This window comes from Streptomyces sp. DSM 42067, assembly GCF_055792885.1.
The window spans coordinates 2,229,876-2,254,682 of record NZ_CM147706.1; the positions used below are offsets into that span (position 1 = coordinate 2,229,876).

Below are 24,807 nucleotides of genomic sequence, written 5' to 3' on the forward strand. Positions count from 1 at the left end.
CGACTCCGGCATGAACAGGCCGATAGACAACGGCTGTTCTGGTCGGAACCCACGCCCCGCTTACTTCGTGCGGCTCGCCGCCCCCTTGGCCCGCTCGTCCCGACGCGCCGCCGGGGCGTCCTCCGCGGCGACCGGCGCCCCTCGCCGGAGCCCCAGCCCGGAGGCCACCACCAGCAGCACACCCAGCATCACGAACGGTGCCGCCGTCCCCGCGACCCCGGCGACCATTCCGGCGCCCGCAGGTGCGGCGACCTGGCCGAGCCGGTTGCCGGTGAGCCGCAGGGCGAGGGCGGTGGAGCGGGCGTCCTCGGGCGCGGCCTGGACGACCGTCGTCATGGACAGGGGCTGCCCGACGCCGAGGCAGAACCCGAGTACGGCGAGCATCACGGCGAGGGCCCAGACCGGAACGGGGAACGCGATGCCCGCGCACACCAGGCCCCCGATCAGGCACGTCACGGTGAGCAGCATGGCCCGGCCGAGCAGCCGCAGCATCGGGGGCAGCACCAGGCGGCACGCGATCGTCGCCGCGGCACGCAGGCTGAGCAGCAGACCGACCACGGACGGCGCGATGCCCCGGTGTTCGCCGACGACGGGCAGATACGCGGTGAGGATGTCCGTCGCCGACAGCACGGCGAGGCTGATGAAGATGCCGGCGGGCACACCCCGGGTTCGCAGGATGCGGTGCACGGGAACGCGCGGGCCCTCCGCCTTACGTGAACCCCGCGGCGTACCCCGCTCGATGCGCCACAGTGAGGTGAACGACACCGCGGCCACCACGGCCGCGACGATCAGCGCGAGGGCGCTGGTGTGCGCCATCGCGCCCGCCGGCCCGGAGACCGCGCCGCCCTGCCCCGAGGCCGCACCACCCTGGCCGGACACCACGTACCCCGCGGCGATGGGCCCGACGAGCTGGCCGAGCGAGGCGCCGATGGTGAAGTGGCCGAAATTGCGGTCTTGTTCGGCGGGCGCGGACTGCCTCGCGACGATCGACTGGGCGCCGATGACGAAGCAGAGATGGCCGAGACCCATCACCCCGCTCCATGCCGCCATGGCGAGCAGCGAGCCGGCCGTACCGCTGAGGGCGCATCCACCGGAGATCAGGACGACACCGACGGACAGGAGGGGCGCGCAGCGGCCGTGGTCGGTCCTGCGTCCGAGCGGTACGGCGGCGAACAGCGGAAGGAGCGCGTACACACCGGCGATCACACCGATCGCCCGTTCGTCCGCGCCCAGAGCGAGGGCCCGGTAGGAGACGGCGGGCCGTGCCATCGACACGGCCCCCTGCGCGAAGGCGAAGGCGATGACGAGGCGGAGCAGCCAGCCGCGGTTCCCACCGGGCCCGGGTATGTCGGTGTCAGTCATGGATCAGATGATGCCGAACAGGATTCCGGCGCCGAGCACCACCAGGGAGGTGAGCGCGGCCCACTTCACCACGAACCGGGTGTGGTCGCCGAATTCGACCTTGGCCATGCCGACGAGGACGTAGACGGCGGGCACCAGCGGGCTCGACATGTGCAGCGGCTGGCCGACGAGCGAGGCGCGGGCGATCTCCAGCGGGCTGACGCCGTGGGCGGCGCCGGCCTCGGCGAGGACGGGCAGGACGCCGAAGTAGAAGCCGTCGTTGGACATGAAGTAGGTGAGCGGCAGGCTGAGGAGGCCGGTGACAAGACCCATGTGCGGGCCCATGGCGTCCGGGATGACGTCGACGAGCCACTTGGCCATGTGGTCGACCATGCCGGTGCCCTGCAGGACGCCGGTGAAGACGGCGGCGGCGAAGACCATGCCGGAGACGTTGAGGACGTTGTCGGCGTGGGCGGCGATCCGGGCCTTCTGGTCCTTCATGTGCGGGAAGTTGACCGTGAGGGCGAGCGCGGCACCGAGGATGAACAGCACCGGGATCGGCAGCCACTCCATGATCATGGCGGTGAGCAGCGCAACGGTCAGCGCGGCGTTGAACCAGTACAGCTTCGGGCGCAGCGTGGGCCGGTTCGGGTCGAGACCCTTGAAGCCGTCGTCGTCGGCGTCCTCGGCCGCGTCCGCGTCGGTACCCGAGCCGGAGCCGCCGGTGCCCTTGGTGGTGCGCACCTTCTCGTCGCCCGAGCCTCCGACGCCGGCACCGACGAGCACCGTCTCGGACTCCTGCTCCTTCTCCTCGACCAGCACGTCGTCGAGCGTGAGGACGCCGAGGCGCTTGCGCTCACGCAGACCGAGGAAGTACGAGAGGACGATCACGAAGAGCAGGCCGACCGCGAGCGCCGGGATCATCGGGACGAAGATGTCGCCCGCGTCGAGCTTGAGGGCGGTGGCGGCGCGGGCGGTCGGGCCGCCCCACGGCAGGGTGTTCATGACGCCGTTGGCGGTGGCGGCGACACCGGTCATCACGACCAGGCTCATCTTGAGGCGCTTGTACAGCGGGTACATGGCCGAGACGGTGATCATGAAGGTGGTCGAGCCGTCACCGTCGAGCGAGACGATCGCCGCGAGCACGGCCGTACCGACGACGATGCGCAGGGGGTCCGCCTTGCAGAAGCGGAGGATGCCCCGGACGATCGGGTCGAACAGGCCGACGTCGATCATCACGCCGAAGTAGACGATGGCGAACATCAGCATCGCGGCGGTGGGCGCGAGGTTGCCCACCCCTTCGATGACGTAGTCGCCGAGCTTCGCTCCCTTTCCGACGAACACACAGAACAGTGCGGGGATCAGAACCAGCGCCGCTATCGGCGACATCTTCTTCATCATGATCAGGACCAGGAAGGTCGCGATCATGGCGAAGCCGAGGATGGTCAGCATGAGTGGGATACCTAACGTTCGCCCTTGAACACCCCTCGGGGGGCCGGGGGTGGCACGACGTTAGGTCGCCCAAGTTGGGCTTAACAAGATGTTGACACGCGAGCAATAAGCGCAAAACTCCAGGTCACGGCGTTGGTGTTATGCCAACAGGGATCCCGTTGAGCACAGAGTTGCCGGACAGCGGGTCCAGGAGGGTGCCGTCCAGCAGCTGGTTCACGTTGACGCCGGGGTCGGTTGCGGCGGCCCGCAGCCGGGTGCCGGGACGGTCGTGGCCCCAGCCGTGCGGGAGGCTGACGACTCCGGGACGTACCGTGTCGGTGATCTCCACGGGAGCGCTCACCTCTCCCCCGGCGCCCTTGAGGAGCGCGCACGCACCGTCGGTGAGGCCGAGCCGCGCCGCGTCGTCGGGGTGGACGTGCAGCGTGCAGCGATTGGTGCCGCCCGTGAGGGCCGGGATGTTGTGCATCCAGCTGTTGTTGGAGCGCAGATGGCGGCGGCCGACGAGGACCAGTTCCGCGGGGCGCTCGGCGAGACTCTTCTTCAGCCGCGGCAGGTCCTCGGCGATCGGCGCGGGCAGCAGCTCGATACGGCCGCTGCGGGTCTTGAGGGGCCCGGGGATCCGCGGCTGGAGCGGGCCGAGATCGATGCCGTGCGGGTGGGCTAGTGCCCCGGCAGGCAACGTTTGCCCGTCAAGGAGCGGCGTCCGGTGCGTGCTCTCGGCGTGCCGGCCGGAAGTCCTCGTACTGGACGTACTCGGGCTTTCGGCCGGTGCGGCGAGAGTGCGTGCCGGGCGTCGCGACGGGGCGAACGTTGCCTGTTGGGGCACTAGCAGCCGGTCGAGGGTGAGGCCGTCGGGGTCGGCGCCGAATCCGTCGCCGTACGGGCCGAGGCGCAGCATCATGTCCAGCCGCCGCTCGGGACCGCTCTCGCCGGTGAGCTGTGCGGCGAGCTCCTTCGGATCGCGGCCGTGCACCGGCGAGTGCGGTTCGGTGACGGCCTTGCCGAGCGTCCGGTCGATGACCATGGCGTCGACGGCGTCCGGTTCCGCGCCGTGCATGCCGGAGGCCGCGAGCACCAGCCGCGCATGGATCTCGGTCTCGGCCATCCTCCCCGCTTCGAGGGGTATGGCGGCCCGGGTGTAGCGGACCTGGTTGTGCACGGCGAAGGCGTTGAAGGCGAAGTCGTGGTGCGGGCTCTGCGCGGGCGGGGGCGGGGGCAGTACGACGTCCGCGTGCCGGGAGGTCTCGTTCAGATACGGGTCGACGCTGACCATGAAGTCGAGGGACTCGAGGGCCTTGTCGAGGCGGTCGCCGTCGGGCGCGGAGAGGACGGGGTTGGCGGCGATGGCGATGACGGCGCGGATCGGGCCGGCTTCCGCGGCGCCGGAGCCGGAGCCGTCCGGTGTGTCGATCTCCTCCGCGAGCGCCGCCAGGGGCAGTTCCCCCTTGGCCTCGGGGTGCCCGCTCACCCGGCTGCGCCAGCGGCCGAGCGCGAACCCCCTGCCGGGACCGGCGGGGCGCGGAGCTTTGTCGGTGGCGGCAAGCGGGAAGAGCGCGCCGCCGGGCCGGTCCAGGTTCCCGGTGAGGATGTTCAGGACGTCGACCAGCCAGCTGCCGAGGGTTCCGAAGGGGACGGTGCAGCTGCCGATGCGGCCGTAGACGGCGGCGGTCGGGGCGGAGGCCAGCTCGCGTGCCATGGCGCGGATGGCCTCGGCCGGCACGTCGCATGCGTCCGCGACCGCTTCGGGGGTGAACTCCCGTACCGCCTCGGCGACCTCCTCGACCCCTTCCACATGGTCCGTCAGCGCGCCGAGATCGGTCAGCCCCTCCTCGAAGAGGACGTGCACCATGGCCGCCAGCAGCAGGGCGTCCGTGCCGGGCCGGATGGCGATATGCCGGTCCGCGAGCTTCGCCGTGCGCGTACGCCGCGGGTCGATCACCGTGAGCGTGCCGCCCCGCGCACGCAGCGCCTTGAGCTTGCCCGGGAAGTCGGGTGCGGTGCACAGACTGCCGTTGGACTCGAGCGGGTTGGCGCCGATGAGCAGCAGATGATCGGTGCGGTCCAGATCGGGCACGGGTATCGCGAGCGCGTCGCCGTACAGCAGTCCGCTGGAGACGTGCTTGGGCATCTGGTCGACGGTGCTGGCCGTGAAGATGTTGCGGGTCCTGATCGCGCCGATCAGCACCGGCGGGTAGAGGGCCCCGGCCATGGTGTGCACATTGGGGTTGCCGAGGACGACGCCCACGCTGTTCGGCCCGTAGGTCTCGATGAGCGGCCGCAGCCCGGCGGCGACGGCGTCGAACGCCTCGTCCCAGCTCGCCTCCTGAAGCCTGCCGTCCTTGCGTACGAGCGGCGTCCGCAGCCGGTCCGGGTCGCTGTCCACCGCCCCGAAGGAGGCGCCCTTGGGGCAGATGAACCCCCGGCTGAAGACGTCGTTCCGGTCACCACGGGCGCCGGTCACCCGCTCGCCGTCGGGCGTCTCCTCAATGGTGAGGACGAGACCGCAGGTGGCTTCGCAGAGCGGGCAGATACGCAGGGCGGTACGGGACATGAGTCCTCCCCCGGGGCGGCGACGGTGACGCGCGGGAACGATGGCACACGAGCGGCGGCTTGCGGAGCAGGCGCCGCGGGTACCGGCGAGCATACCGACCGGTATGCACGGAAGCGATCCCTCAGTCGAGAGTCCGCGCCAGATAGGCCCTCAGCAGCTCCCGCGTCTCCTCGATGATCCGCTCGTCCCCGTGGCCCGGCGGCCCCAGCCGGAAGGCGAGCTGGACCAGGGCGTCGGCCGACTCGACGGCCACCAGGAAGGTGCGGCGCAGGGCCTCGTCGGGATCGCGGCCAAGGTGGGCCGCGAGCAGGTCGGTGAGGCGGTCGGCGACACGGTGGTTGGGTTCGGCGCCCCGCGTGCCGACCGGGATCTGATTGCCGAAGTCGACGAGCGAGAAGCCCGGGGCGGTCCGCTTCATGGCGAGGTACTCGTCGAGCACGGCGTCCATGACCGGGCGCCAGTCGCCGGCGGGGGTCGCGGTCAGCCGCTCGGTGATCCGCTCCGCGTAGTTCTCCAGATTGCGCTGGGCCAGCGCGTCGGCCATGGCGCGCTTGTTGGAGAAGAAGCGGTAGACGGAGCCGATGGGCACGCCCGCGCGGTCCGCCACCGCGCGCGTGCTCAGGTCGTCGTAGCCGACCTCGTCCAGGAGCTCGGCGCAGGCGTCGAGGATGCGGGTCAGCCGCTCGGCACTGCGCCGCTGAACGGGTGCACGGCGCAACGAGGTGGGAAGAGGCACGGGCTTCATGATGCCTTTCCCGTACTGGTTTTCGCGCCCCCTACGACGAAGCACGCCCCCTTGACGATCCGCGCGACGACACCTTCCCGCGCCACACCGACGGCTCTTGCGCAGATGCCCCCCTATTCCTATGGTCAAGCATAGAAATCAAGGGATCCTGACTGCATACACGGACAGCACCGAGCCCAGCACCGATTCACCGAGCACCGACCGCGCCGGCGAGGAGCCGAGGGAGCCAAGATGAGCCGGGACGACGCCAGGAAGACAGCCGAGGGCCTGACCTATCTCTCGGGCTTCGGCAACGAGCACAGCTCGGAGGCCGTGCCGGGCGCCCTGCCGCTCGGCCGCAACACACCCCAGCGCGCACCGCTCGGGCTGTACGCGGAGCAGCTGAGCGGCAGCGCGTTCACCGAACCGCGCGCCCACAACCGCCGCTCATGGCTGTACCGGATCCGCCCGTCGGCCGCGCACCCCGCCTTCGTCCGCATCGGCAACGGCACGATCCGCACGGCACCGTTCACGGAGACGGTGCCCGACCCCAACCGGCTGCGCTGGGACCCGCTGCCGGAGCCCCCCGCCGGGACGGACTTCCTCGCGGGCCTGTGGACGCTCGGCGGCAACGGCGACGCGACCCAGCGCACGGGCATGGCCGTGCATCTGTACCACGCCGACTCCTCCATGCGCCGGGTGTTCAGCGACGCCGACGGCGAGCTGCTCATCGTCCCGGAGCGCGGCGGGCTGCTGCTGCACACCGAGTTCGGCCTGCTGCACGCCGAGCCGGGCGAGGTAGCGCTGATCCCGCGCGGGGTGCGCTTCCGGGTGGAGCTGCTCGACACCGAAGCGGCGGACGGACAGACCCCGCCCGCCCGCGGCTACGTCTGCGAGAACTACGGAGCCCCCTTCCGACTCCCCGACCTGGGCCCGATCGGCGCCAACGGCCTCGCGAACCCGCGTGACTTCAGGGCGCCGGTCGCCGCGTACGAGGACGTCGAGGGGCCGGTGGAGGTGGTGAACAAGTTCTGCGGGAACCTCTGGGAGGCGACGTACGACCACTCGCCGCTGGATGTCGTCGCCTGGCACGGCAACCATGTGCCGTACGTCTACGACCTGCGCTCCTTCAATGTCCTCGGCACCGTCAGCTACGACCACCCGGACCCGTCGATCTTCACGGTGCTCACGTCGCCGTCGGACACGCCGGGCCTCGCGAGCGTCGACTTCGTGGTCTTCGCGCCGCGCTGGCTGGTGGGCGAGGACACCTTCCGGCCGCCGTACTTCCACCGCAACGTGATGAGCGAGTACATGGGCCTGATCGAGGGCGCGTACGACGCCAAGACCTCCGGCCCGGGCGGCTTCGTGCCGGGCGGCGGCTCGCTGCACAACATGATGTCGGCGCACGGTCCGGACCGTGAGACCTTCGACCGGGCGAGCGCGGCCGAACTGAAGCCGCAGAAGCTCGACGACGGTCTTGCGTTCATGTTCGAGACTCGCTGGCCGGTGACGCTCACCGCGCAGGCGGCGGAGGCGGAGCACCTGCAGAGCCGTTACGACGACGTGTGGCAGGGTCTGGAGCGCCATTTCACGGAGGGCGGCCCGCGGACCCTTTGACTCGCCGGCGGAGGGTAGAGCTGGATAGAACCCTTGCCGAGCCCCTCAGTAACCGATGCCGGAGATGTCGTGACCGCTTTTGCCCCGGACTCGATCGTCCTGAACCGCAAACTGCCGTTGTGGTACCAGGTGTCGCAGTCGCTACGGGCATCGATACTGGGCCGGCCCGAGGACGCCCCGCTACGGCTTCCCACCGAGGAGCAGCTCGCCGGTCACTACGGGGTGAGCGTGCTGACCATGCGCCAGGCGCTCAAGGAACTCGAGGACGAGGGCCTGATCAGCCGGCACCGGCGGCGCGGCACCTTCATCGAGCCGGCCGCCCAGCGCGCCGCTCCCGTACGGCTGATGGGCTCCGTCGACGCGATCGTCGCCCAGCAGTCTGGCATGAGCACCCGTCTCCTCGACCACGGCACGTCACCGGTGCCACCGGACCTCGCCGAACACTTCCCGAACGGTACGGACGTGATGACGTACCACCGGCTGCGCAGCGACGAAGGGACCGGCGAGCCCACCAACCACGCGCGCAACTACGTACGGCCCGACATCGCCGAACGCATCGACCCCGCCGATCTGGAGCGCTGGCCCATGACGAGGGTCCTGCGCGACATGGTGGGCGCCCGGATCAGCCGGATCACCGACACCGTCGAGGCGCGGCTCGCGGACCCGGAGACCGCCCGCCTGCTCCAGGTGCCGCTGCTCAGCCCGATCCTGCACTACACGGGCATCAGCTACGACCAGGACGGCCGCACCCTGGACGTGGCCCGCATCCACTACCGGGGCGACCGCTTCTCCTTCACGGTCACCCTCGACGCCGACTGACCACGACGTACGATGCCGAGCGTGACGCACGACGACGCTCCGCTGCTCGCGGACCTCATGCCGTGGTCCGTCGCACCCCTGCGGCCGGGCCGCGCCTGGCCGATGGCGCCGGACGCCCCTTCCCTGAAGGCCCGTTGGGACGCCTTCATACGCGCCGAAGAGCCCGCGCGCGAGGCGCTGCTGCAGCCGACACGGTCCCGCACCCTGGGCACCGCCGTGGCGCAGCTCCCCGGACACCCGGGCGGCACCGGGCGGCTGGCCCGCGAGTCGGGTCCCTGCCCCGAGCCGGTACGCGTCCTGCACGGGCCGTTCGACGAGCAGTGGCTCATACCGGACCACCGGCTGATCGACACGGCCCGCCCCGAGCTGTGGCGGGTCGCCGACGAGCACCAGCTCTTCGCCGTCGAACAGGGCTATGTCCCGGACGCGTCCGGTCCCGCCCTGCTGGCCACGGCCCTGCTGCCCGACGGCCGCTCCCCCGCCGGCCGCCCCGGCCGCATCCGCCCGCTGTACCGCCGCCCCGGTGGCCTCGAACCGAACCTCGCACCGGGCCTGCTCGACCATCTCGCCCACCGCCTCGGTGCACGTGCGGAACCGGCCGACGTCCTGGCCTGGACACTCGCCGTCGCGCAACCCGACGCCTCGGGGTGCCGGGTCCCGCTGACCGCCGACGCCGACGTCTGGGCGCACGGGACCAGGCTCGGGCACCGCATGCTGTGGCTGATGCTCCACGGCGACATCAAGGACGGCCGCGTCACGCACGGCACCGGCGAACGGCCCAAACTCCCCGGCGGCCGCCGCCCCTACGTCCGCGCCCCTCTCCCCGCCCGGCCCGCCGAGCTCCTCTACGACCGCGACGAGGAGACCCTGCTCGTCGGCGATGGCCGCATCGCACCCGTACCGGCCGAGGCCTGGGACTTCCACGTCAGCGGCGCCCGCGTACTGGAACTCTGGTTCAGCCGGAGAAGCGGACAGCCGGAGCCGGGCACGCTGGAGGCGATCCGGCCCGGCGCGTGGCCCCAGGCCTGGACGTCGGAGCTCCTCGAACTCATCACCGTCCTCGCGCTCCTCGCCGAACTCAAGCCGCAGCAGGCCGAGTTGTCGGAGGCTCTGGCATCACCGATCACGGCGACCGAACTGCACCGATCGGGGGTCCTTCCCGTGCCCGCCACGGCCCGGCAACCCGCATCCGTACTGGACCATCTCGAGGAGGGCCCGGAGGGGCAGTTCGCGCTGCTCTGATCTCAGCAGCCGGCACCGGGCACCTTGTCGGCCACACCGCGCACCCGGATACGTCAGGCCGCGGATCGAATGCCGATCGCGGTGTTCGCGCCGCTCGCCGTCCGCCGCTACGCGAACGGCGGACGGCGGACGGCGAGCGACGTGCGTACGGCTACTTCTGAGCCGCGAGCTCCGGGCCGAGCGAGGCGAACTTCTCCTGGGACACGACCCGCTTGGGCGGCCAGGTGATGTTCTCCGGGGGCCACGACTGGCCGGTCTTGCGCAGGAACCACGCCGGCGGCTCGTACATGGGCGGCTCATAGCCGTCGGGCAGGGCTGTCTTCCACTCGACGCCCTTCGTGCGCTCCGCGAACTCGTCCTTGATCGCCTTCAGCCGCTCCGGCTGGGTGATGAGATCGACGGCGGTCGCGGTCAGATACTGGGCGGCGGCGATCACGGCGGCCTGGCCTGGGGCGGCAGCCGCGCACGCGGCGGTGGACCACGTGTGCATCTTGGTGCCGATCGGGGCGAGGGCTGCGCCCATCGACACGGTGGGCACGTTCCAGCTGATGTCGGCGACGTCGGTCGAACCACCGCCCATGAAGACCGGGTTGGGCGCGGTCAGATCGGCGACGGTGTCGTGCATGCCCTTCGTCGGCAGACCGAGCGACTCCTGCAGCTCCTTGGCCAGCCGCTGTGCCTCGTCGCTGAACTCGGGCGGTCCGATCTGCCGCATGTTCTCGTGCAGCAGTTCAGCGAAGGACTTGGACGGCAGCTGGTTCCAGCAGGCGGAGGTGATGCGGTGCTGCACCTTCGTCTGGCTGGCCTTGGCGGCCGCCTCGGAGACGGCGATCACCTTGTCGAGAAGCACCTGGACGCGGGCCGGGCTGCCTTCGCGTACGTAGTACGAGATCTCGGCTATCTCGGGGGTGACGTTCGGTATGTCTCCGCCGTTGTTGATCACCCAGTGGAGGCGGCCCGAGGGGGCGAGGTTCTCCTCGCGGAGGAACTCGGACAGGGTCGCCATCATCACGGCCGCGTCCAGCGCGCTCTTGTTGCCGAGTGGGGTGCCACCGTGGCCGGCCACGCCGAGGAAGGTGAAGGTCACGGCGGTCATCGCGGTACTGGTGCCCCAGCCGGTCGCGTTGGCCGTCGAGGGGTGCCAGTCGAGGAAGGCGTCGAGACCCTCGTAGACGCCCTTGCTGACCGCGTACGTCTTGCCGATCAGGGTCTCCTCGGCGGTGGAGCCGAAGAACTTCACCGTCACCGGCAGCTTGTGCTTCGCCGCCGCCTGCGCGACCGCTGCCGCTGCGGCGGCCGCTGCCGTGCCCAGCGCGCTGTGGCCGCAGCCGTGTCCGGGCCCGTAGCTCGGCGCGAAGGGGTCGTGGATGTACTCGCGCGGATCGTGGTGTCCGACGCCCTTGTTCTGCGAGAGGCCGGGCAGCGCGTCGTACTCGCCGCTGAACCCCAGCACCGGACCGTCCTTGCCGTACGCGTACGTGGCGGTGAACGCGGTCGGGAAGCCCGCCGTTCCGAACTCGACCTCGAATCCGGCCTTCTGCAGGAACTCGGCCTCGGCGATCGAGGACTTCCACTCGCGGAGGCTGAGCTCGGCGTGCTCCCAGATCTCGGCGTTCAGGCCGGTGATGCGGTCGCTGTTGGACTTGATCCAGTCGAGCGCCTCGGACTTGGCCGGGCTGTCCTCGGCAAGGCCCTCCGGGGCCTGGTACTCGGCCGGGCTGCCGGCGTCCGCCGCGGCGGCCATCGCCGGGTCGGCCTCGGCGGCCATCACGGCCGTGGTCACTCCGGCCGCTCCGAGCATCTGCATGATGCGGCGCCGGCTCAGGGAGGGACCGTCGGCGGGCTGGGACTCGTGCTCATGGTGATCGTGCAGGTCACACACGCGGGCGCCTCCGGGGTGAAGTTATGTGTAATGGCCAAACGATCAGCCACACTGGCCTCACCACATTGCTGCGTCAACAGCACTGCATGACAAAGGTGTTACGCGCGGGAAAGGTCGGGGACACCTTCCGGATGATCGCGGCACTGGGGAGGTGCCGTGCGCAAGCCGTGGCCGCGCGGGCGAACACACCGAGGGCGCTGCCGCATGCCGTGGGGATGACGGACGCGAGATCGCAGCGGGGCGCCGGAGCGGTGTGTCCGCCTGCGCGCGGAACGTATCTGCCGCTGGAAGCCGCTGACGGTGTTCTGTCAGTGGCTGCCGAACAGTGAACGACGCAGGCGTCGCAGCGGCGCGAAGAGGGAGAGGCGCCTGACGCGTGCCCCCCTGCTGCTGCGGTCGTGCGCGACATCCCGTGTGGTTATCTCGCGCATCAGCGACGTCGCCTCAGCCGCCTCGCGCTGCGGGACGGCGGGACCGCCCAAGACCGAGAGATGTCGGTCGAGGCGCGCACTGGTGGCGCTGCTCCCGCACGTGATCGCAGGGACACGCGCCCTGCTGCGCACTGTTATCTGTTCCATGACACTCCCCACGCGTCAACCCACCCATACGGCGGGCACCCGGCCCGGGCAGGTTAACCCTATCGCCCCGTCAGGACACCCGTGTATCCCGGTCATTGGATTCACTTCCCCCGTAAGGGGGTTGGGAGTCACTCTCCGAATCCAACTTATTTCAGGGCGAGTTGGACAAGAGGGGCGCTGGTGGGCTGATGTGATCCGCCCGCAGGTTCCGTTGTGACGGCAAGTGAAGTGGCCGATGTGTTCAAGCCCCCGACGACCTTCGGCGTGTCGCCGTCGAGGAGGCCCAGGGAGCGGGGCGAACCGGTCGTGTCCATGGCCCACAGCTGGTGGACCCGGTCGTCCGGCGGAGTGCCGAGGCCCGTGACGGTCACCACCGCGCGGTCCTGGGACGCGGAGGCGACCACGTTGATGCCGCGGCCCCGGGCGTCCTGCTGCCCGGTGGACCGCGCGTCGGGCGCCGCCAGGACGTGGGCGATCTCACTCGCGGCGGCCCGCTCCCGGTCGAGGCGGTCCTGTGTGCGGTCGAGCTGGACGCCGAACAGGGCGGCCACGACGAGGGCCGCGGCGGCGGTGGCGGTCGCGAAGGGGACGAACAGCGCACGCGCGCGTGGCGTGCGCTCAGGTCCACGCGCGCGTGTCCGCTGCCATGCCGCCTCCTGCCGCGGCGTCTCCTGTGGTGTCGTGCGTACGGCGGTCAGCACTCTCTCCCGGAGGGCGGGCGGTGCCGGGGCCGCTGCCGACCACGCGAGGCGGACCGCGTCCTCGGCCAGGGCGCGCACCTCTCCGGCGCAGCGCTCGCAGCGCCGGAGATGCCGCTCGAAGCGGCGCCGTTCCCGGGCGTCCAGCGCGTTGAGTGCGTAGGGGGCCGCGAGCGAGTGGAGGTCGCGCCTCATACCGCGCCTCCCAGGCATTCGCGCAGCCGCGTCAGTCCGTCCCGCATCCGCGTCTTGACAGTGCCGAGCGGTACGGAGAGCCGCTGGGCCACCTCACGGTAGGTGTAGCCCTCGTAGTAGGCCAGGGTGACGGACTGGCGCTGCAGCTGGGTGAGTCCGTCGAGGCAGCGGCGTACCCAGTCGCGTTCGAGACCGGCCTCCACCGCCTCCGCGACCTGGTCGAAGGCGGGGCCGTCGGCGCGTCGGCCGATGCGCTGGTCCCGCTCGCTGGCGGCGCGGGCGCTGCGCACCCGGTCGACGGCCTTGCGGTGGGCGAGAGTGAGGACCCAGGCGAGGGCGCTGCCGCGCTCGGGGTCGAACCGCGCTGCGGACCGCCAGAGTTCGAGCAGCACCTCCTGGGCGACCTCCTCGGACTGGGCGGGATCGCGCACCACCCGCCGTACGAGCCCGTAGACCGGTCCCGACACCACGCCGTACAGCTCCTCGAAGGCCTGTTGGTCGCCATGGGCCACCAGCACCAGCAACTCCTCCGGCTCCACTCATCCCCCTCTCCGGCCGCCCACCACGGCCTGCCCGGACCCCAGGCGGTACGTCCGAAAGTCCCGCCTGTCATTCGGAGCGCGACGGCATCCGGATGGGAGTACGGACGGGCGGCCCGAAAACGCGGGCGAAAGTTCGACCAATCCGCCCTGCCGACCGCTCCGAATGGCGTGCATCAGGCAACGGACGCGGCGCGTGCCGGCGGGGCCCTCGCCAGGAGGCCCCACCGGGGACACCGCCCGGGACGTCAGGACGGACGGCATGACAGCTATCACCAGGAGCGGCGCGGGGCGCAGGAGTCTCGCGGCCCTCGTCTGCGGTGCGCTGGCCGCCGGGGGGCTCGCAGCCGCCGGCGTGACCGCGCTCGAACCGGAGGCGGCCCGCGCCTCCAGCCACCGGGAGGCCCCGCTGATCTCGGGGCAGCCGCAGTACGACAACACGGACCTGTACGCGTTCGTGAGCCCCGACCACCCCGACACGACGACGATCGTGGCCAACTGGATCCCCTTCGAGGAGCCGGCGGGCGGGCCGAACTTCTACCAGTTCGCGGAGGACGCCCAGTACGACATCCACATCGACAGCGACGGGGACGCGCAGGGCGATCTGCTGTACCGGTGGACCTTCAGGACCCATGTGAAGAACGGCAACACCTTCCTGTACAACACCGGGCCCGTCGAGAGCCTGGACGACCCGGATCTCAACGTCACGCAGACGTACGACATCGATGTGCTGCAGCTGCGCCACCAGAAGCTCGTATCGAAGACGAAGCTCGCCGACGACGTGCCGGTCGCGCCGTCCAACGTGGGCAAGGCGTCGATGCCCGACTACCAGACCCTGCGCGACCAGGCCGTACGGGAACTCACCGGCGGCGCCAAGGCGTTCGCGGGCCAGGCCGACGACCCCTTCTTCCTGGATCTGCGGGTCTTCGACCTGCTGTACGGCGGTGATCTGTCGGAGGTCGGCCGGGACACGCTGAAGGGCTTCAACGTCAACACCGTGGCCCTGCAGCTGCCGAGCAAGTGGATCCGGCAGTCGGACGAGCAGCCCGTCGTCGGCATCTGGTCCACGACGCAGCGCAAGAACGCCCAGGGGCACTGGACGCAGGTGTCGCGGCTCGGGATGCCGCTGGTCAACGAGGTCGTCGTTCCGCAGAAGGCCAAGGACCGGTTCAACGCGTCATCGCCGTGGAACGACGGGCAGTTCCTGCCCTTCGTGACCAAGCCCGAGCTGCCGAAGCTCATCGAGGCCATCTACAAGATCAAGGCTCCGGCGGAGCCGAGGAACGACCTGGTCGACGTCTTCCTGAAGGGCGTGCAGGGCCTCAACCAGCCCCCGAACGTCCGCCCGGCGGAGGCCCTGCGGCTCAACACCTCGATCCAGCCCACCGCCGAGCCCAAGCGGCTGGGGGTGCTCGACGGCGACAACGCGGGCTTCCCCAACGGCCGCCGGCTCTCCGACGACGTCATCGACATCTCGTTGCAGGTCGTCGAGGGTGAGCTCGTCGGGCAGAAGAACGACCTGGGCGACGCGGTCGACGCGAACGACAAGAAGTTCGGCTCGTCCTTCCCGTATGTCGCCAACCCGACAGCGGGCTCGCGGGGCAAGACGGCCAAGCCGGCCGGCGGCGAGAACGGCGATGTGCGGACCCAGCTCGGCGTCGGCCCCGCGGGCACGTCCGGCCTGTCCGACGACACGCTGCTCGTGGCCTCGGCGGCCTCGGCCGGGGCGGGCTTCCTGCTGATCGGTACGGGTCTGCTGTGGTGGCGCAGGCGGCAGCGGAGCCGCGGCTACTGACGCACCCCCCATGTGCCGGCGCGGCCCGCGCTTCCGTCCCCACGCCCCGCGGGCCGCGCCACTCCAACCACCGACTGACGACCGACTGACCGCATGCGGACGAAGGAGGGGGCATGCCCCCGCGCAGTACGCCCCACGAAGGGGAAACCGAAGGAGGCGGTGCGGCCCGGCGACGAGCGGGACGCCTGGCCGCCTGTGCCGCCGCACTGGCCGTCGCGCTCACCGCGGGCGCCGTCGTCCTGAGCACCGGGTCCGACGATCCGGCGACGACGGCCTCCGTGCCCGCGACGGCACCGCAGTTGCTCGCGAGCGGTGACCTGACGGCACAGATCTCGGCCCTGCAGTCTCATCTGCGCGCCCAGCACAAGGACTTCACGTCCTGGGCCACGCTCGGCGTCGCGTACGTGGAGCAGGCGCGGACCCAGGGCGACCCGTCCCGCTATCCGCAGGCGGAGCAGGCCCTGGACCGCTCGCTGGCCCTGCGCCCCGGTAACGACCCGGCGCTCGCGGGCCACGCCGCGCTGGCCGCCGCCCGGCACGACTTCCGCGGCGCTCTGCGGCACGCCGAGCGGGCGCTCGCCGAGAACCCCTACAACGAGCGCGCGCTGTCGTCGCGTATCGACGCCCTCGTCGAACTCGGCCGGTACGACCAGGCCCTGCGCGCGGCCGAGGAGGCGGACGCGCGGCGGCCGGGCATCCCGGTCTTCACGCGGTACGCGTACGTGCAGGAGCTGCGCGGCGACGTACCGGCCGCGGGGCGCGTGTTGGAGCGGGCGCTCGCCTCGGCGAGCGCGCCCGGTGACGTGGCGTACGTGGCGACGGCCCTGGGGCGGCTCGCCTGGCAGCAGGGCGAGTACGGGACCGCGCTGAAGCACTTCGCGCGGGCGCTGGGCGCCGACCCGGCGTACGTCCCGGCCCTGGAGGGCCGCGCGCGGGCGCAGGCGGCGCGCGGCGAGGCGGCGGAGGCGGTCCGGGGCCTGGAGAAGGTCGTGGCCCGGTATCCGCTGCCGGGCCCGCTCGTGGAGCTGGGCGAGCTGTACGAGGCCGCGGGCGAGAAGGGCAAGGCCCGTGAGCAGTACGCACTGATCGACGCCTGGACCGGCCTCGCCCGCGCGAACGGCGTCAACGCGGACCTGGACACCGCGCTGGCGGCCGCCGACCACGGCGACCGCAAGGCGGCGCTGCGTGCGGCCCGCGCCGAGTGGTCGCGCCGCCACACGGTCCACACGGCTGACGCCCTCGCCTGGGCCCTGCACGTCAACGGCCGCGACGAGGAGGCCCTCCCGTACGCCCGCCGAGCGGCGACCACCGGCTTCCGCGACGCGACGTTCCTGTACCACCGCGGCCTGATCGAACACGCCACGGGCGACATGCCCGCGGCCCGCCGCTCACTTGAGGCCGCCCTGCGCCTCAACCCGGCCTTCTCGCCGATGGGTTCCCGGGTGGCGCGGGAGACGCTGGCGGGGCTCGGGGGTGCGCGGTGAGCGCACCGGTCAGTGGGCGGGTGTTCCGCACGGCGATGGGGGCACCTCCCATGCCCTTGAGGCAATGGGGGCGGGGTGGGCACAGCGGAACGGGTGGGCCGGCCACCGGGCCGCACGAGACCACGCACCGGTCCACGCACCCAGCGGGCGCTGCCCGCAACAGCCGTACCCGTCCCACGGGGGGAATCGTGATCTGTCGTCACCCACTCGCGGCCTGCGCGGCCCTGCTCGTGGCGGTCGCCACCCTCGTGCTGCTGCCCGCGACTGCAGCAAGCGCGCATCCACTCGGGAACTTCACCGTCAACCGGTACGACGGCCTGGTCGCGGCCCCTGGAGCGCTGCGAGTCGATCACGTCGAGGATCTCGCGGAGATCCCGGCCACGCAGGCCCAGCCGCGGATCAAGGAGCTGGGGATGGCCGGTTGGGCCCGTGAGCGGTGCCGGGCGGCCGCCGACGGGAGCCGGGTCGAGATCGGCGGGCGTGCCGTCAGGCTCACCGCCGGCGCAAGCCACGCGCGCGTGCGGCCCGGTCAGGCCGGGCTGCCCACGCTCCGCCTGGAGTGCCGGCTCACCGCTCCCCTGCCGGAGGGGCGCGCCGTGACCGTCGTCTTCCGGGCAGCGGGTGACGCCGGCCCGGGCTGGCGGGAGATCACGGCGCGCGGCGACCGCAGGACTCTCGCCCGGTCCGACGTGCCGGAGGAGTCGGTGTCCCGGCGGCTGGCCGACTACCCGCAGCGCCTGCTGTCCTCGCCACCGGACCGGACGTCCGCGTCCCTGCGCGCCGTTCCCGGCGGCCCGGCCCTCTCCGAGGAGCGGGCCGCCCCGCCCGCCGCCTCCGTACTCCCGCGGGGCGCGGACCGCTGGACGCAGGCCCTCACCGGCCTGGTCGCCCGGCACGACCTCACACCCGCCTTCGCGGCGCTGGCCTTCGGTACAGCCGTCGTGCTCGGCGCCATGCACGCCCTCGCCCCGGGCCATGGCAAGACCCTGATGGCCGCAACGGCGGCCGCCCGGAGCCGCGCCACCCTCCGCGACGTCCTCCCGCTCGCCGCCTCCGTGACGGTCACCCATACGCTCGGCGTGGTCGTGCTCGGCCTCCTCATCGCCGCCGGCTCGGCCGCCGCCCCGTCGGTGATCTCATGGCTGGGCGTGGCGAGCGGAGCACTCGTCACGGTGGCCGGAGCGGGGCTCCTGCGAAGGGCCTGGCGGCAGCGGGGGCTTTCCCACGCACATGGTCACTCACACCGGCATGGCCACTCACACGGACCCGGGCACTGGCACCCGCACGGTCACGGGCACCCGCACGAACACGCGGACCGGCACACGCACTCCGCAGGCCATCAAAGAGCGGATGCGTGCAGCGGAACCGACACCGGCACCGAACCGGACGAGGGCACCGGCACCGGCAGCCACCCCCACGCGGCAGCAGCGGCGCCAAACGCCCGGGAACACCCGGACCCGAGCCCGCAGCCCCACTCGCACGACCACAAGGGAACGCACTCTGGCACTCGCAAACACCCGCACACGGACAGGCACACGGACACGGACACGGACGCCACGATGGCAGCGGGGACGGGCGCGGCACCGGAAGCCGGGCCTCCCACCCTCCGCGGCACCCTCTTCCTCGGCTTCGCCGGTGGGCTCGTGCCCAGTCCGTCCGCGGTCGTCGTGCTCGTCGGGGCGGCCGCGCTGGGGCAGGCATGGTTCGGGTTTCTGCTCGTGCTGGCGTACGGCGCCGGGCTTGCCCTGACTCTCACGGCGGCCGGGTTCGCCGTGGTACGGGTCGGCGGCCGGGTGGTGCAGGCGCTCGTCAGCCGTCCCGACCGGGGCCGAGGACGGCTCGGCGGCGGGCTCAGCGGACGGGGCGGCTACCGGCTCACCGGCCGACTGTCAGCGGCCGTACGGCGCCTCGTCCCGCTCGGCTCGGCATGCCTCGTGGTCGCCGTCGGCTGCGGATTGGTGCTGAAGGGGGCGGCAACAGCGCTCGGTTGAGCTACTTTTGTGGAGAATCGCACCACTGCGAATGGGGGTCGCCCGTGAGTGCACAGCCGGGCATCGACGGGGTGGGCGGACCCCGGCGGATCGCGGGCCGCTACCGCCTTCTCGCACCACTGGGCGAGGGCGGCATGGGTACGGTGTGGCGGGCCCTCGACGAGGTCCTGGGCCGCGAGGTCGCGGTCAAGGAGGTACGCGCCCCCGCGGGGCTCCCGGCGGGCGACGTGGACCGGCTGTACACCCGGCTGGAACGAGAGGCGTGGGCGGCCGCCCGTATCCCGCACCGCAACGTCGTGACGGTCTACGACGTGGCGACCGACGAGGACCGCCCCTGGATCGTGATGGAGCTCGTCCGTGGGCTCTCCCTCTCCGACGTACTGGAGGCGGAGGGTCCCATGTCCCCGCAGCGCGCCGCCCGTGTGGGCGCCGAGGTGCTGGCCGCCCTGCGCGCCGCGCACGAGGCGGGGGTGCTGCACCGCGACGTCAAGCCCGGCAACGTACTGATCGCGAACGACGGGCGCATCGTGCTGACCGACTTCGGCATCGCGATGGTGGAGGGCAGTTCAGCGCTCACGATGACCGGGGAGGTCATCGGGTCGCCCGAGTTCCTGGCCCCGGAGCGGGCCTTGGGGCGGCGGCCCGGGCCGGAGTCGGACCTGTGGTCGCTGGGCGTGATGCTGTACGCGGCGGTGGAGGGCGCCTCGCCGTTCCGGCAGGACACCCCGCTGAGCACACTGCGGGCCGTCGTGGACGAGGAGTTGCCGCCGCCGCGCCGCGCGGGTCCGCTGACACCCGTCATCGAGGGGCTGCTGCGCAAGGATCCGGCGGAACGGACCTCCGCCGTCGACGCGGAGCGCGATCTGCGGACCGTGGCCGCGGGCGGCACCCCGCGCACGGGCACGACGCAGTCGTCCGCGCTGTCATCCCTCCCGACGGCCACGGCCCTCCCGCAGCCCAGTCCGGCACCGACGCCCCCGCGCCCCCTCCCGGCTCCCACCGGATCACCCTCGTACGCCTCGTCCACCGCGAGCCCCGCTACGACGACCACGACGGCGCCGGCACATCCACGCCGCACCGTCGTGGTGCTGGTCGCGGGCATGGCCGCCCTCGCCCTGGCCCTGGCAGGCCTCACCTACGCACTGGTCAACCGGGACGATCCGGGCGGCAACTCCGGGAACGGCACCACCACGGCCGGAGGCACCACGGGAGGAAAGGACGGCGGCAGCGGCACGGGCGGCGGCAGCACCACGGGCGGCAGCGGCTCCGGGAGTTCGAGCGGCGGGTCGGCCAACGAAGGGTCCACCACCGGCGGGTCGAACGACGGCGGAACCACGAACGGCGGCCACGGCGGTACGACGACCACGCCCGCCCAGTCCGTGAAGGTCACCGTCACCGCGGTCCGCGACAGCTACACCGGCACCTGTCCGCCGCCGGAGGCCGAAGCGCCCGGGTTCACGGCGACGTTCACGGTGGGCCGGGTCCCGGCGGAGGTCGACTACCGCTGGGTCACCAAGACCGGCGAGTCGTCCGACCCGGGCTGGAAGACGCTGTCGTTCCCCTCCGGCGGCGAGAGGACGAAGCATGTGAACCACGTCGAGCTGACGTATGAGGCGGACGGGACGTACCACAACGAGATCAGTGTGGAGGTCCGCAGTCCGGTGGTGACCGAGTCCGCCTCCGTGGCGTTCTCAGTGACCTGCGAGAAGGAGGCCCCGACGGGCGGGGCCTCCTACACGGCCAATGCCGGGATCAGGCCGCGGCGGTGAACACCGGCAGGTAGCCGCTGGACTGCCCGGTCGCGGTCGGGTGGTACGACTCGCCGATGTTGACCCAGTTGACGCTGTGCAGCCACGAGCTGCCGGAGCAGATCTCGTGGCCGGTGAACGTCGCGTTGACGTCCCCGAAGGTGAATCCGTGATCGGCGGCCCGCTTTCCGATCACGCTGTTCAGATGGTCCGCCGCGTTGTTGATGGCGGAGCGCTCCGTCTCCGAGAGGCCCGCCACGCAGGAGCCGTTGAGCTTGTAGAAGCGCGGATAGCCGAGCACCACGACATGGGCGGCCGGGGCCCTGCCGCGGACAGCCGAGTAGACGTTGTCGAGGTTGCCGGGCAGCGTCGAGTCCATGTATGCCTCCGCTCGGGCGATGGCCGCGAGGCAAGCACTCTCGGACTGGAGCACACACGTCGTCATGACGTCCGCGAAACCGGCGTCGTTGCCGCCGATGGTGATGCTGACGAGGCCCGTTCCGGAGCCGAGCGGGCCGAGCTGGTTCGCGACGACATCACTCGTACGAGCTCCGGAGCAGGCGGTGAAGGCGAACGTCGAGGGTGAATGGGCGGCTGCCCAGAGGACGGGGTACGCACGCGTGCTGCGCTTGCAGGAGCCGCTGGAGCTGTCGTAGCTGCCGGCCCCGACACCGGAGGAGTAGGAGTCGCCGAGGGCCACATAGCCGGTGGCCGCTGCCTGTTGGGACGCCTGCGCCGTCGCGGCCCCCGTGAGGGTGCAGACGACGGCGAGGAGGAACGAGGAAACATATGCCGCGGTTCGGGACTGTCTCATGAAACCTCCCTTAGCAGGATCTCTGCCTCAACTGTCATAGCACTCCCCCTAATTGACGGGTAGTGTCCATGACAAGAACTTCCGGCACAGAACCTCCTGAGCCACTGACGCTCACTCAGTTTCACGTTCATGTCAGGGATATGACATTCCCTCAAGACTCTTGATCTACGCCCGTAGAGCCGTCACCCTTGCTGATCGCCGGGGAACGGAACGCCCAGTTCCCGGGCGCGTGTGCGATCCCGCACACCCCCCCACAGTTGCGCGCCCGCCGGGCACGCACCGCCTAGAGGAGGACTCCCTCGTAATGGCACAGCAGCGCAGCAACAAGAGGATCCGGATCGCCGCCGCGATCTCCGTCGCCACAGCCGCCACCCTGATCGGCGCGGTGACCGCTCTCCCCGCCCAGGCCGCTCCGGCCGAGGGCACCGTGGTCGGTGCCGGCTCAGCCGACGCCGTGAAGGACAGCTACATCGTCACGCTCAAGAAGGGCGCGGGCTTCAAGGCCGCCTCGGCCCAGGGCAAGGGCCTCATATCGGAGTACGGCGGAGAGGTGAAGCAGACCTACAAGGCAGCGCTCAACGGCTATGCCGTCCAGCTCTCCGCGCAGGAGGCGAGACAGCTGGCTGCCGACCCGTCGGTGGACAAGGTCATCCAGGACACCAAGGTGTCGGTCGACGCCACCCAGTCCAACGCGCCCTGGGGCCTCGACCGCATCGACCAGACATCGCTCCCGCTCTCCGGGACGTACACGTACCCGGACACCGCGGGCAGCGGCGTGACCATCTACGTCATCGACACGGGTGTACGCATCAGCCACTCCGACTTCGGCGGCCGTGCGGTCAACGGCTACGACTTCGTGAGCAACGACGGCGTCGCCCAGGACGGCAACGGCCACGGCACCCACGTCGCCTCCACCGCCGCGGGCACCACGTACGGCGTGGCCAAGAACGCGAAGATCGTCGCGGTCCGCGTGCTGAACAACAGCGGAAGCGGCACCACGGCAGGCGTGGTCGCGGGCATCGACTGGGTGACCCAGAACCACAGCGGCCCCTCGGTGGCCAACATGTCGCTGGGCGGCGGCGCCAACACCGCGATCGACACGGCCGTACGCAACTCCATCGCCTCGGGTGTCACCTACGCCGTCGCGGCGGGCAACGAGACGACCGACGCCTCCACCAGGTCCCCCGCCCGCGTCTCCGAGGCCATCACCGTCGGCGCCACCACCAGCACCGACGCGAAGGCGAGCTACTCCAACTACGGCAGCACCCTGGACCTGTTCGCCCCGGGTTCGAGCATCACCGCGGCCTGGCGCACCAACGACACCGCGACCAACACGATCTCGGGCACCTCGATGGCCACCCCGCACGTCGCGGGTGCAGCCGCCGTCTACCTGGCGGGCCACATCTCCGCCACGCCCGCGACGGTCGCCTCGGCCCTCGTGAACGGCGCCACCACCGGCGTGGTCACCAGCCCGGGCAGCGGCTCGCCGAACAGGCTGCTCAAGATCGTCCCGTAATCCCAACTGCGCTCAGCTGTCAGTGAGTTCCCCGGAGACGCACCATGTCTCCGGGGAACATCTGCACACTCCCTCCGCATCTTGACGCGGCCGGGGGGACTGCGCGACATTGAAGCCCGGCATCCGGCGCTTCGGGGGGAAACGTCGCCAATGCAGACCATCGGTGTCAAGCCACCGTCATCAGGGCCGCAGCAGAGTCGGGGGAAAGATCTGCTGCCGCTGGCCGCGGGTGCGGCCGTCGCCGTCGGAGGGGTCGGCGCGGTTCTCGCACTCATCGATGTGGACGCTCCGCTACGCGGCCCGTTCACGCTCTTCTTCCTTCTCGCGGCGCCCGCAGCCGCCATCGGAGCCGCTCTGCGCGGCCTGGAACCGGCGGGCCGCGTCCTGGCGTCGTCAGCAGGGGCCGTCGCGGTCAATCTGCTCGTGGCCCAGGCGATGCTCGCCATGCACAGCTGGTCCGTCGAGGGCGGGATCGTCGCCGTCGCCGTACTGAGCTTCCTCATGTTCCTGCTGGTTCTGGTACGTCGGCTGCGCGGCCGTACAGCGAGAAGGCGGGCTTCCTGACGTGGACATCAACGTGTACCGCCCCGGCGAACTGACCACCGCCGACCGGGCGGCGTGGACGGCCCTGCAGTCCAAGGCCCACCTCGACGGATCACCCGAGCTGGCCAATCCCTTTCTGTCCCCGGAGTTCATGATCGCGGTGGGCCGCTGCCGGCGCGGCGTGCGCGTCGCGGTCGCCCGCGAGGACGGTGAGCCCGTGGCGTTCTTCCCGTTCCAGAGGTCCGTCACCGGCGTCGGCCGGGCCGTGGGCCTCGGTGTCTCCGACAGCCAGGGTCTCGTGCACAGGCCCGGCTTCACCTGGGACGCACAAGAGCTGCTGCGGGCCTGCGGGCTGGCGGTGTGGGAGTTCGACCACCTGGTGGAAGGCCAGGCTCCGTTCGAGACAGCTGCCACCGGCACCTTCCCGTCGCCCGTCATGGACATCGACCAGGGCTACGAGGCGTATCTGAGCCGGCTGCGGCAGCAGTCTCCGAAGTTCACGCGGACGACGCTCGCCAAGGAGCGCAAGCTCGGCCGGGAGCACGAAGGCGTGCGTTACGTGCACGACGAGCGCGACCCGGCGGCCCTGCGGGCGCTGATGGCCTGGAAGTCCGCGCAGTACCGCAGGACCGGGCGCAGCGACCGCTTCGCGCAGGAGTGGATCAACCGGCTTGTCCAGCATCTCTTCCACACCCGGTCGGAGTCGTTCGCCGGCGTGCTGTCGGTGCTCTACGCCGACGGCCGGCCCGTCGCGGCACACTTCGGGCTGCGCTCCGAGCGGGTGCTGGCGTGCTGGTTCCCGGCGTACGACCCGGCGTTCTCGAAGTACTCCCCCGGGCTGGTCCTGCATCTGCGGATGGCCGAGGCGGCCGCCGCCGACGGCATCGCGTACCTGGATCTCGGCCGGGGCCAGAAGGAATACAAGGACTCCCTCAAGACACGGGAGATCTCCGTGTCCGAGGGCTGGGTGACGCGCCGTCACCCGGTGGCGATCGGACACCGGGCGCGGCGCGCCCCCGTCCGGGCGCTGCGCAACACCGTTCTCGCCCGGCCCGAACTTTTCGAGCCGGCCGACAGACTTCTCAAACGGATGGGGAAAATCCGCTCGAGGGACTGAGCGATAACGGGAATTCGGAATTACGAGCTCCAGATGTGCCCGCGAATGCGGGACGAAAACAACAAAAACGTGAGACCTGGTTCTAGGTCTTGCTATAGGGTCTCAATCGTCAATACCGTCGTACATCACCCGCATCGGTCCATCTTCATAGCGGCTCCAGG

Annotated in this window: 19 protein-coding genes; 10 read left to right on the plus strand and 9 right to left on the minus strand. The window is 71.2% G+C overall.

The genetic code is table 11. The features are described 5' to 3' along the window. Positions 1 to 60 precede the first annotated feature (60 nt). From ACSMXV_RS10550 to ACSMXV_RS10565, 4 genes are all read right to left on the minus strand, one after another. Positions 61 to 1,362: an MFS transporter gene (locus ACSMXV_RS10550; RefSeq protein WP_473177404.1), complete on the minus strand. Its 1,302-nt coding sequence runs from the start codon at positions 1,360 to 1,362 to the stop codon at positions 61 to 63. A gap of 3 nt (positions 1,363 to 1,365) precedes the next feature. Continuing rightward, positions 1,366 to 2,793 carry a CitMHS family transporter gene (locus ACSMXV_RS10555; RefSeq protein WP_473177405.1) on the minus strand — a complete coding sequence of 476 codons (1,428 nt, stop codon included), beginning with the start codon at positions 2,791 to 2,793 and terminating at the stop codon, positions 1,366 to 1,368. Positions 2,794 to 2,917: 124 nt separating this feature from the next. After that, complete coding sequence (locus tag ACSMXV_RS10560) at positions 2,918 to 5,344, minus strand: molybdopterin oxidoreductase family protein (protein ID WP_473177406.1); 2,427 nt, start codon at positions 5,342 to 5,344, stop codon at positions 2,918 to 2,920. 121 nt (positions 5,345 to 5,465) lie between these two features. Then, positions 5,466 to 6,089, minus strand: a complete 624-nt coding sequence (locus ACSMXV_RS10565; RefSeq protein WP_473177407.1) for a TetR/AcrR family transcriptional regulator — start codon at positions 6,087 to 6,089, stop codon at positions 5,466 to 5,468. A 231-nt stretch (positions 6,090 to 6,320) separates the two neighbouring features. Between ACSMXV_RS10565 and hmgA the strand changes: the two genes are divergently transcribed. The 3 genes from hmgA (at position 6,321) to ACSMXV_RS10580 (ending at position 9,746) form a co-directional block, all read left to right on the plus strand. Next, on the plus strand, positions 6,321 to 7,685 hold the full coding sequence (gene hmgA, locus ACSMXV_RS10570; protein ID WP_473177408.1) for a homogentisate 1,2-dioxygenase: 1,365 nt from the start codon (positions 6,321 to 6,323) through the stop codon (positions 7,683 to 7,685). A 69-nt stretch (positions 7,686 to 7,754) separates the two neighbouring features. After that, positions 7,755 to 8,504 carry a GntR family transcriptional regulator gene (locus tag ACSMXV_RS10575; RefSeq protein ID WP_473177409.1) on the plus strand — a complete coding sequence of 250 codons (750 nt, stop codon included), beginning with the start codon at positions 7,755 to 7,757 and terminating at the stop codon, positions 8,502 to 8,504. Between the two features lie 12 nt (positions 8,505 to 8,516). Beyond that, positions 8,517 to 9,746 carry a type ISP restriction/modification enzyme gene (locus ACSMXV_RS10580; RefSeq protein ID WP_473177410.1) on the plus strand — a complete coding sequence of 410 codons (1,230 nt, stop codon included), beginning with the start codon at positions 8,517 to 8,519 and terminating at the stop codon, positions 9,744 to 9,746. A 151-nt stretch (positions 9,747 to 9,897) separates the two neighbouring features. On the opposite strand, the gene ACSMXV_RS10585 is transcribed toward ACSMXV_RS10580, so the two are convergent. From ACSMXV_RS10585 to ACSMXV_RS10600, 4 genes are all read right to left on the minus strand, one after another. After that, positions 9,898 to 11,628, minus strand: a complete 1,731-nt coding sequence (locus tag ACSMXV_RS10585) for an amidohydrolase (RefSeq protein ID WP_473177411.1) — start codon at positions 11,626 to 11,628, stop codon at positions 9,898 to 9,900. Between the two features lie 308 nt (positions 11,629 to 11,936). Continuing rightward, complete coding sequence (locus ACSMXV_RS10590; RefSeq protein ID WP_246460294.1) at positions 11,937 to 12,206, minus strand: hypothetical protein; 270 nt, start codon at positions 12,204 to 12,206, stop codon at positions 11,937 to 11,939. A 146-nt stretch (positions 12,207 to 12,352) separates the two neighbouring features. Beyond that, entirely contained in the window at positions 12,353 to 13,099 is a 747-nt protein-coding gene (locus ACSMXV_RS10595) for an anti-sigma factor (RefSeq protein ID WP_473177412.1), read from the minus strand. After that, entirely contained in the window at positions 13,096 to 13,638 is a 543-nt protein-coding gene (locus ACSMXV_RS10600) for a sigma-70 family RNA polymerase sigma factor (protein WP_181660926.1), read from the minus strand. Before ACSMXV_RS10600 ends, ACSMXV_RS10595 begins: the two co-directional genes overlap by 4 nt. A 262-nt stretch (positions 13,639 to 13,900) precedes the next feature. Here ACSMXV_RS10600 and ACSMXV_RS10605 point away from each other — a divergent pair, with 262 nt between their 5' ends. The 4 genes from ACSMXV_RS10605 (at position 13,901) to ACSMXV_RS10620 (ending at position 20,677) form a co-directional block, all read left to right on the plus strand. Then, positions 13,901 to 15,433 (plus strand): DUF4331 domain-containing protein, encoded by a 1,533-nt coding sequence (locus tag ACSMXV_RS10605; RefSeq protein WP_473177413.1) that lies wholly within the window; start codon positions 13,901 to 13,903, stop codon positions 15,431 to 15,433. A 113-nt stretch (positions 15,434 to 15,546) separates the two neighbouring features. Further along, positions 15,547 to 16,917 (plus strand): tetratricopeptide repeat protein, encoded by a 1,371-nt coding sequence (locus ACSMXV_RS10610; protein ID WP_473177414.1) that lies wholly within the window; start codon positions 15,547 to 15,549, stop codon positions 16,915 to 16,917. A 188-nt stretch (positions 16,918 to 17,105) separates the two neighbouring features. Then, the gene (locus ACSMXV_RS10615) at positions 17,106 to 18,908 is read left to right on the plus strand and encodes a nickel transporter (RefSeq protein ID WP_473177415.1); all 1,803 of its coding nucleotides are present in this window, start codon (positions 17,106 to 17,108) and stop codon (positions 18,906 to 18,908) included. A gap of 44 nt (positions 18,909 to 18,952) precedes the next feature. Continuing rightward, positions 18,953 to 20,677 (plus strand): serine/threonine-protein kinase, encoded by a 1,725-nt coding sequence (locus ACSMXV_RS10620; protein ID WP_473177416.1) that lies wholly within the window; start codon positions 18,953 to 18,955, stop codon positions 20,675 to 20,677. Here ACSMXV_RS10620 and ACSMXV_RS10625 read toward each other — a convergent pair. After that, a complete protein-coding gene (locus tag ACSMXV_RS10625) occupies positions 20,661 to 21,470 on the minus strand; it encodes an SGNH/GDSL hydrolase family protein (RefSeq protein WP_473177417.1) in 810 nt (269 codons plus the stop codon). The two genes, ACSMXV_RS10620 and ACSMXV_RS10625, sit on opposite strands and share 17 nt — an antisense overlap. A 304-nt stretch (positions 21,471 to 21,774) precedes the next feature. On the opposite strand from ACSMXV_RS10625, the gene ACSMXV_RS10630 reads away from it, so the two are divergent. The 3 genes from ACSMXV_RS10630 (at position 21,775) to ACSMXV_RS10640 (ending at position 24,646) form a co-directional block, all read left to right on the plus strand. Then, positions 21,775 to 22,986 (plus strand): S8 family peptidase, encoded by a 1,212-nt coding sequence (locus ACSMXV_RS10630; protein ID WP_473177418.1) that lies wholly within the window; start codon positions 21,775 to 21,777, stop codon positions 22,984 to 22,986. A 150-nt stretch (positions 22,987 to 23,136) separates the two neighbouring features. After that, positions 23,137 to 23,550 (plus strand): hypothetical protein, encoded by a 414-nt coding sequence (locus ACSMXV_RS10635; protein ID WP_181660919.1) that lies wholly within the window; start codon positions 23,137 to 23,139, stop codon positions 23,548 to 23,550. Between the two features lies 1 nt (position 23,551). Next, on the plus strand, positions 23,552 to 24,646 hold the full coding sequence (locus ACSMXV_RS10640) for a GNAT family N-acetyltransferase (RefSeq protein ID WP_473177419.1): 1,095 nt from the start codon (positions 23,552 to 23,554) through the stop codon (positions 24,644 to 24,646). The last annotated feature ends 161 nt before the right edge of the window (positions 24,647 to 24,807 follow it).

Coding starts and splice junctions, on each gene's coding strand:
- ACSMXV_RS10550 (WP_473177404.1), bottom strand. CDS start 1,362: ATGACTGACACCGACATACCCGGGCCCGGTGGGAACCGCGGCTGGCTG.
- ACSMXV_RS10555 (WP_473177405.1), bottom strand. CDS start 2,793: ATGCTGACCATCCTCGGCTTCGCCATGATCGCGACCTTCCTGGTCCTG.
- ACSMXV_RS10560 (WP_473177406.1), bottom strand. CDS start 5,344: ATGTCCCGTACCGCCCTGCGTATCTGCCCGCTCTGCGAAGCCACCTGC.
- ACSMXV_RS10565 (WP_473177407.1), bottom strand. CDS start 6,089: ATGAAGCCCGTGCCTCTTCCCACCTCGTTGCGCCGTGCACCCGTTCAG.
- hmgA (WP_473177408.1), top strand. CDS start 6,321: ATGAGCCGGGACGACGCCAGGAAGACAGCCGAGGGCCTGACCTATCTC.
- ACSMXV_RS10580 (WP_473177410.1), top strand. CDS start 8,517: ATGCCGAGCGTGACGCACGACGACGCTCCGCTGCTCGCGGACCTCATG.
- ACSMXV_RS10590 (WP_246460294.1), bottom strand. CDS start 12,206: ATGGAACAGATAACAGTGCGCAGCAGGGCGCGTGTCCCTGCGATCACG.
- ACSMXV_RS10595 (WP_473177412.1), bottom strand. CDS start 13,099: ATGAGGCGCGACCTCCACTCGCTCGCGGCCCCCTACGCACTCAACGCG.
- ACSMXV_RS10605 (WP_473177413.1), top strand. CDS start 13,901: ATGACAGCTATCACCAGGAGCGGCGCGGGGCGCAGGAGTCTCGCGGCC.
- ACSMXV_RS10610 (WP_473177414.1), top strand. CDS start 15,547: ATGCCCCCGCGCAGTACGCCCCACGAAGGGGAAACCGAAGGAGGCGGT.
- ACSMXV_RS10625 (WP_473177417.1), bottom strand. CDS start 21,470: ATGAGACAGTCCCGAACCGCGGCATATGTTTCCTCGTTCCTCCTCGCC.
- ACSMXV_RS10630 (WP_473177418.1), top strand. CDS start 21,775: ATGGCACAGCAGCGCAGCAACAAGAGGATCCGGATCGCCGCCGCGATC.
- ACSMXV_RS10635 (WP_181660919.1), top strand. CDS start 23,137: ATGCAGACCATCGGTGTCAAGCCACCGTCATCAGGGCCGCAGCAGAGT.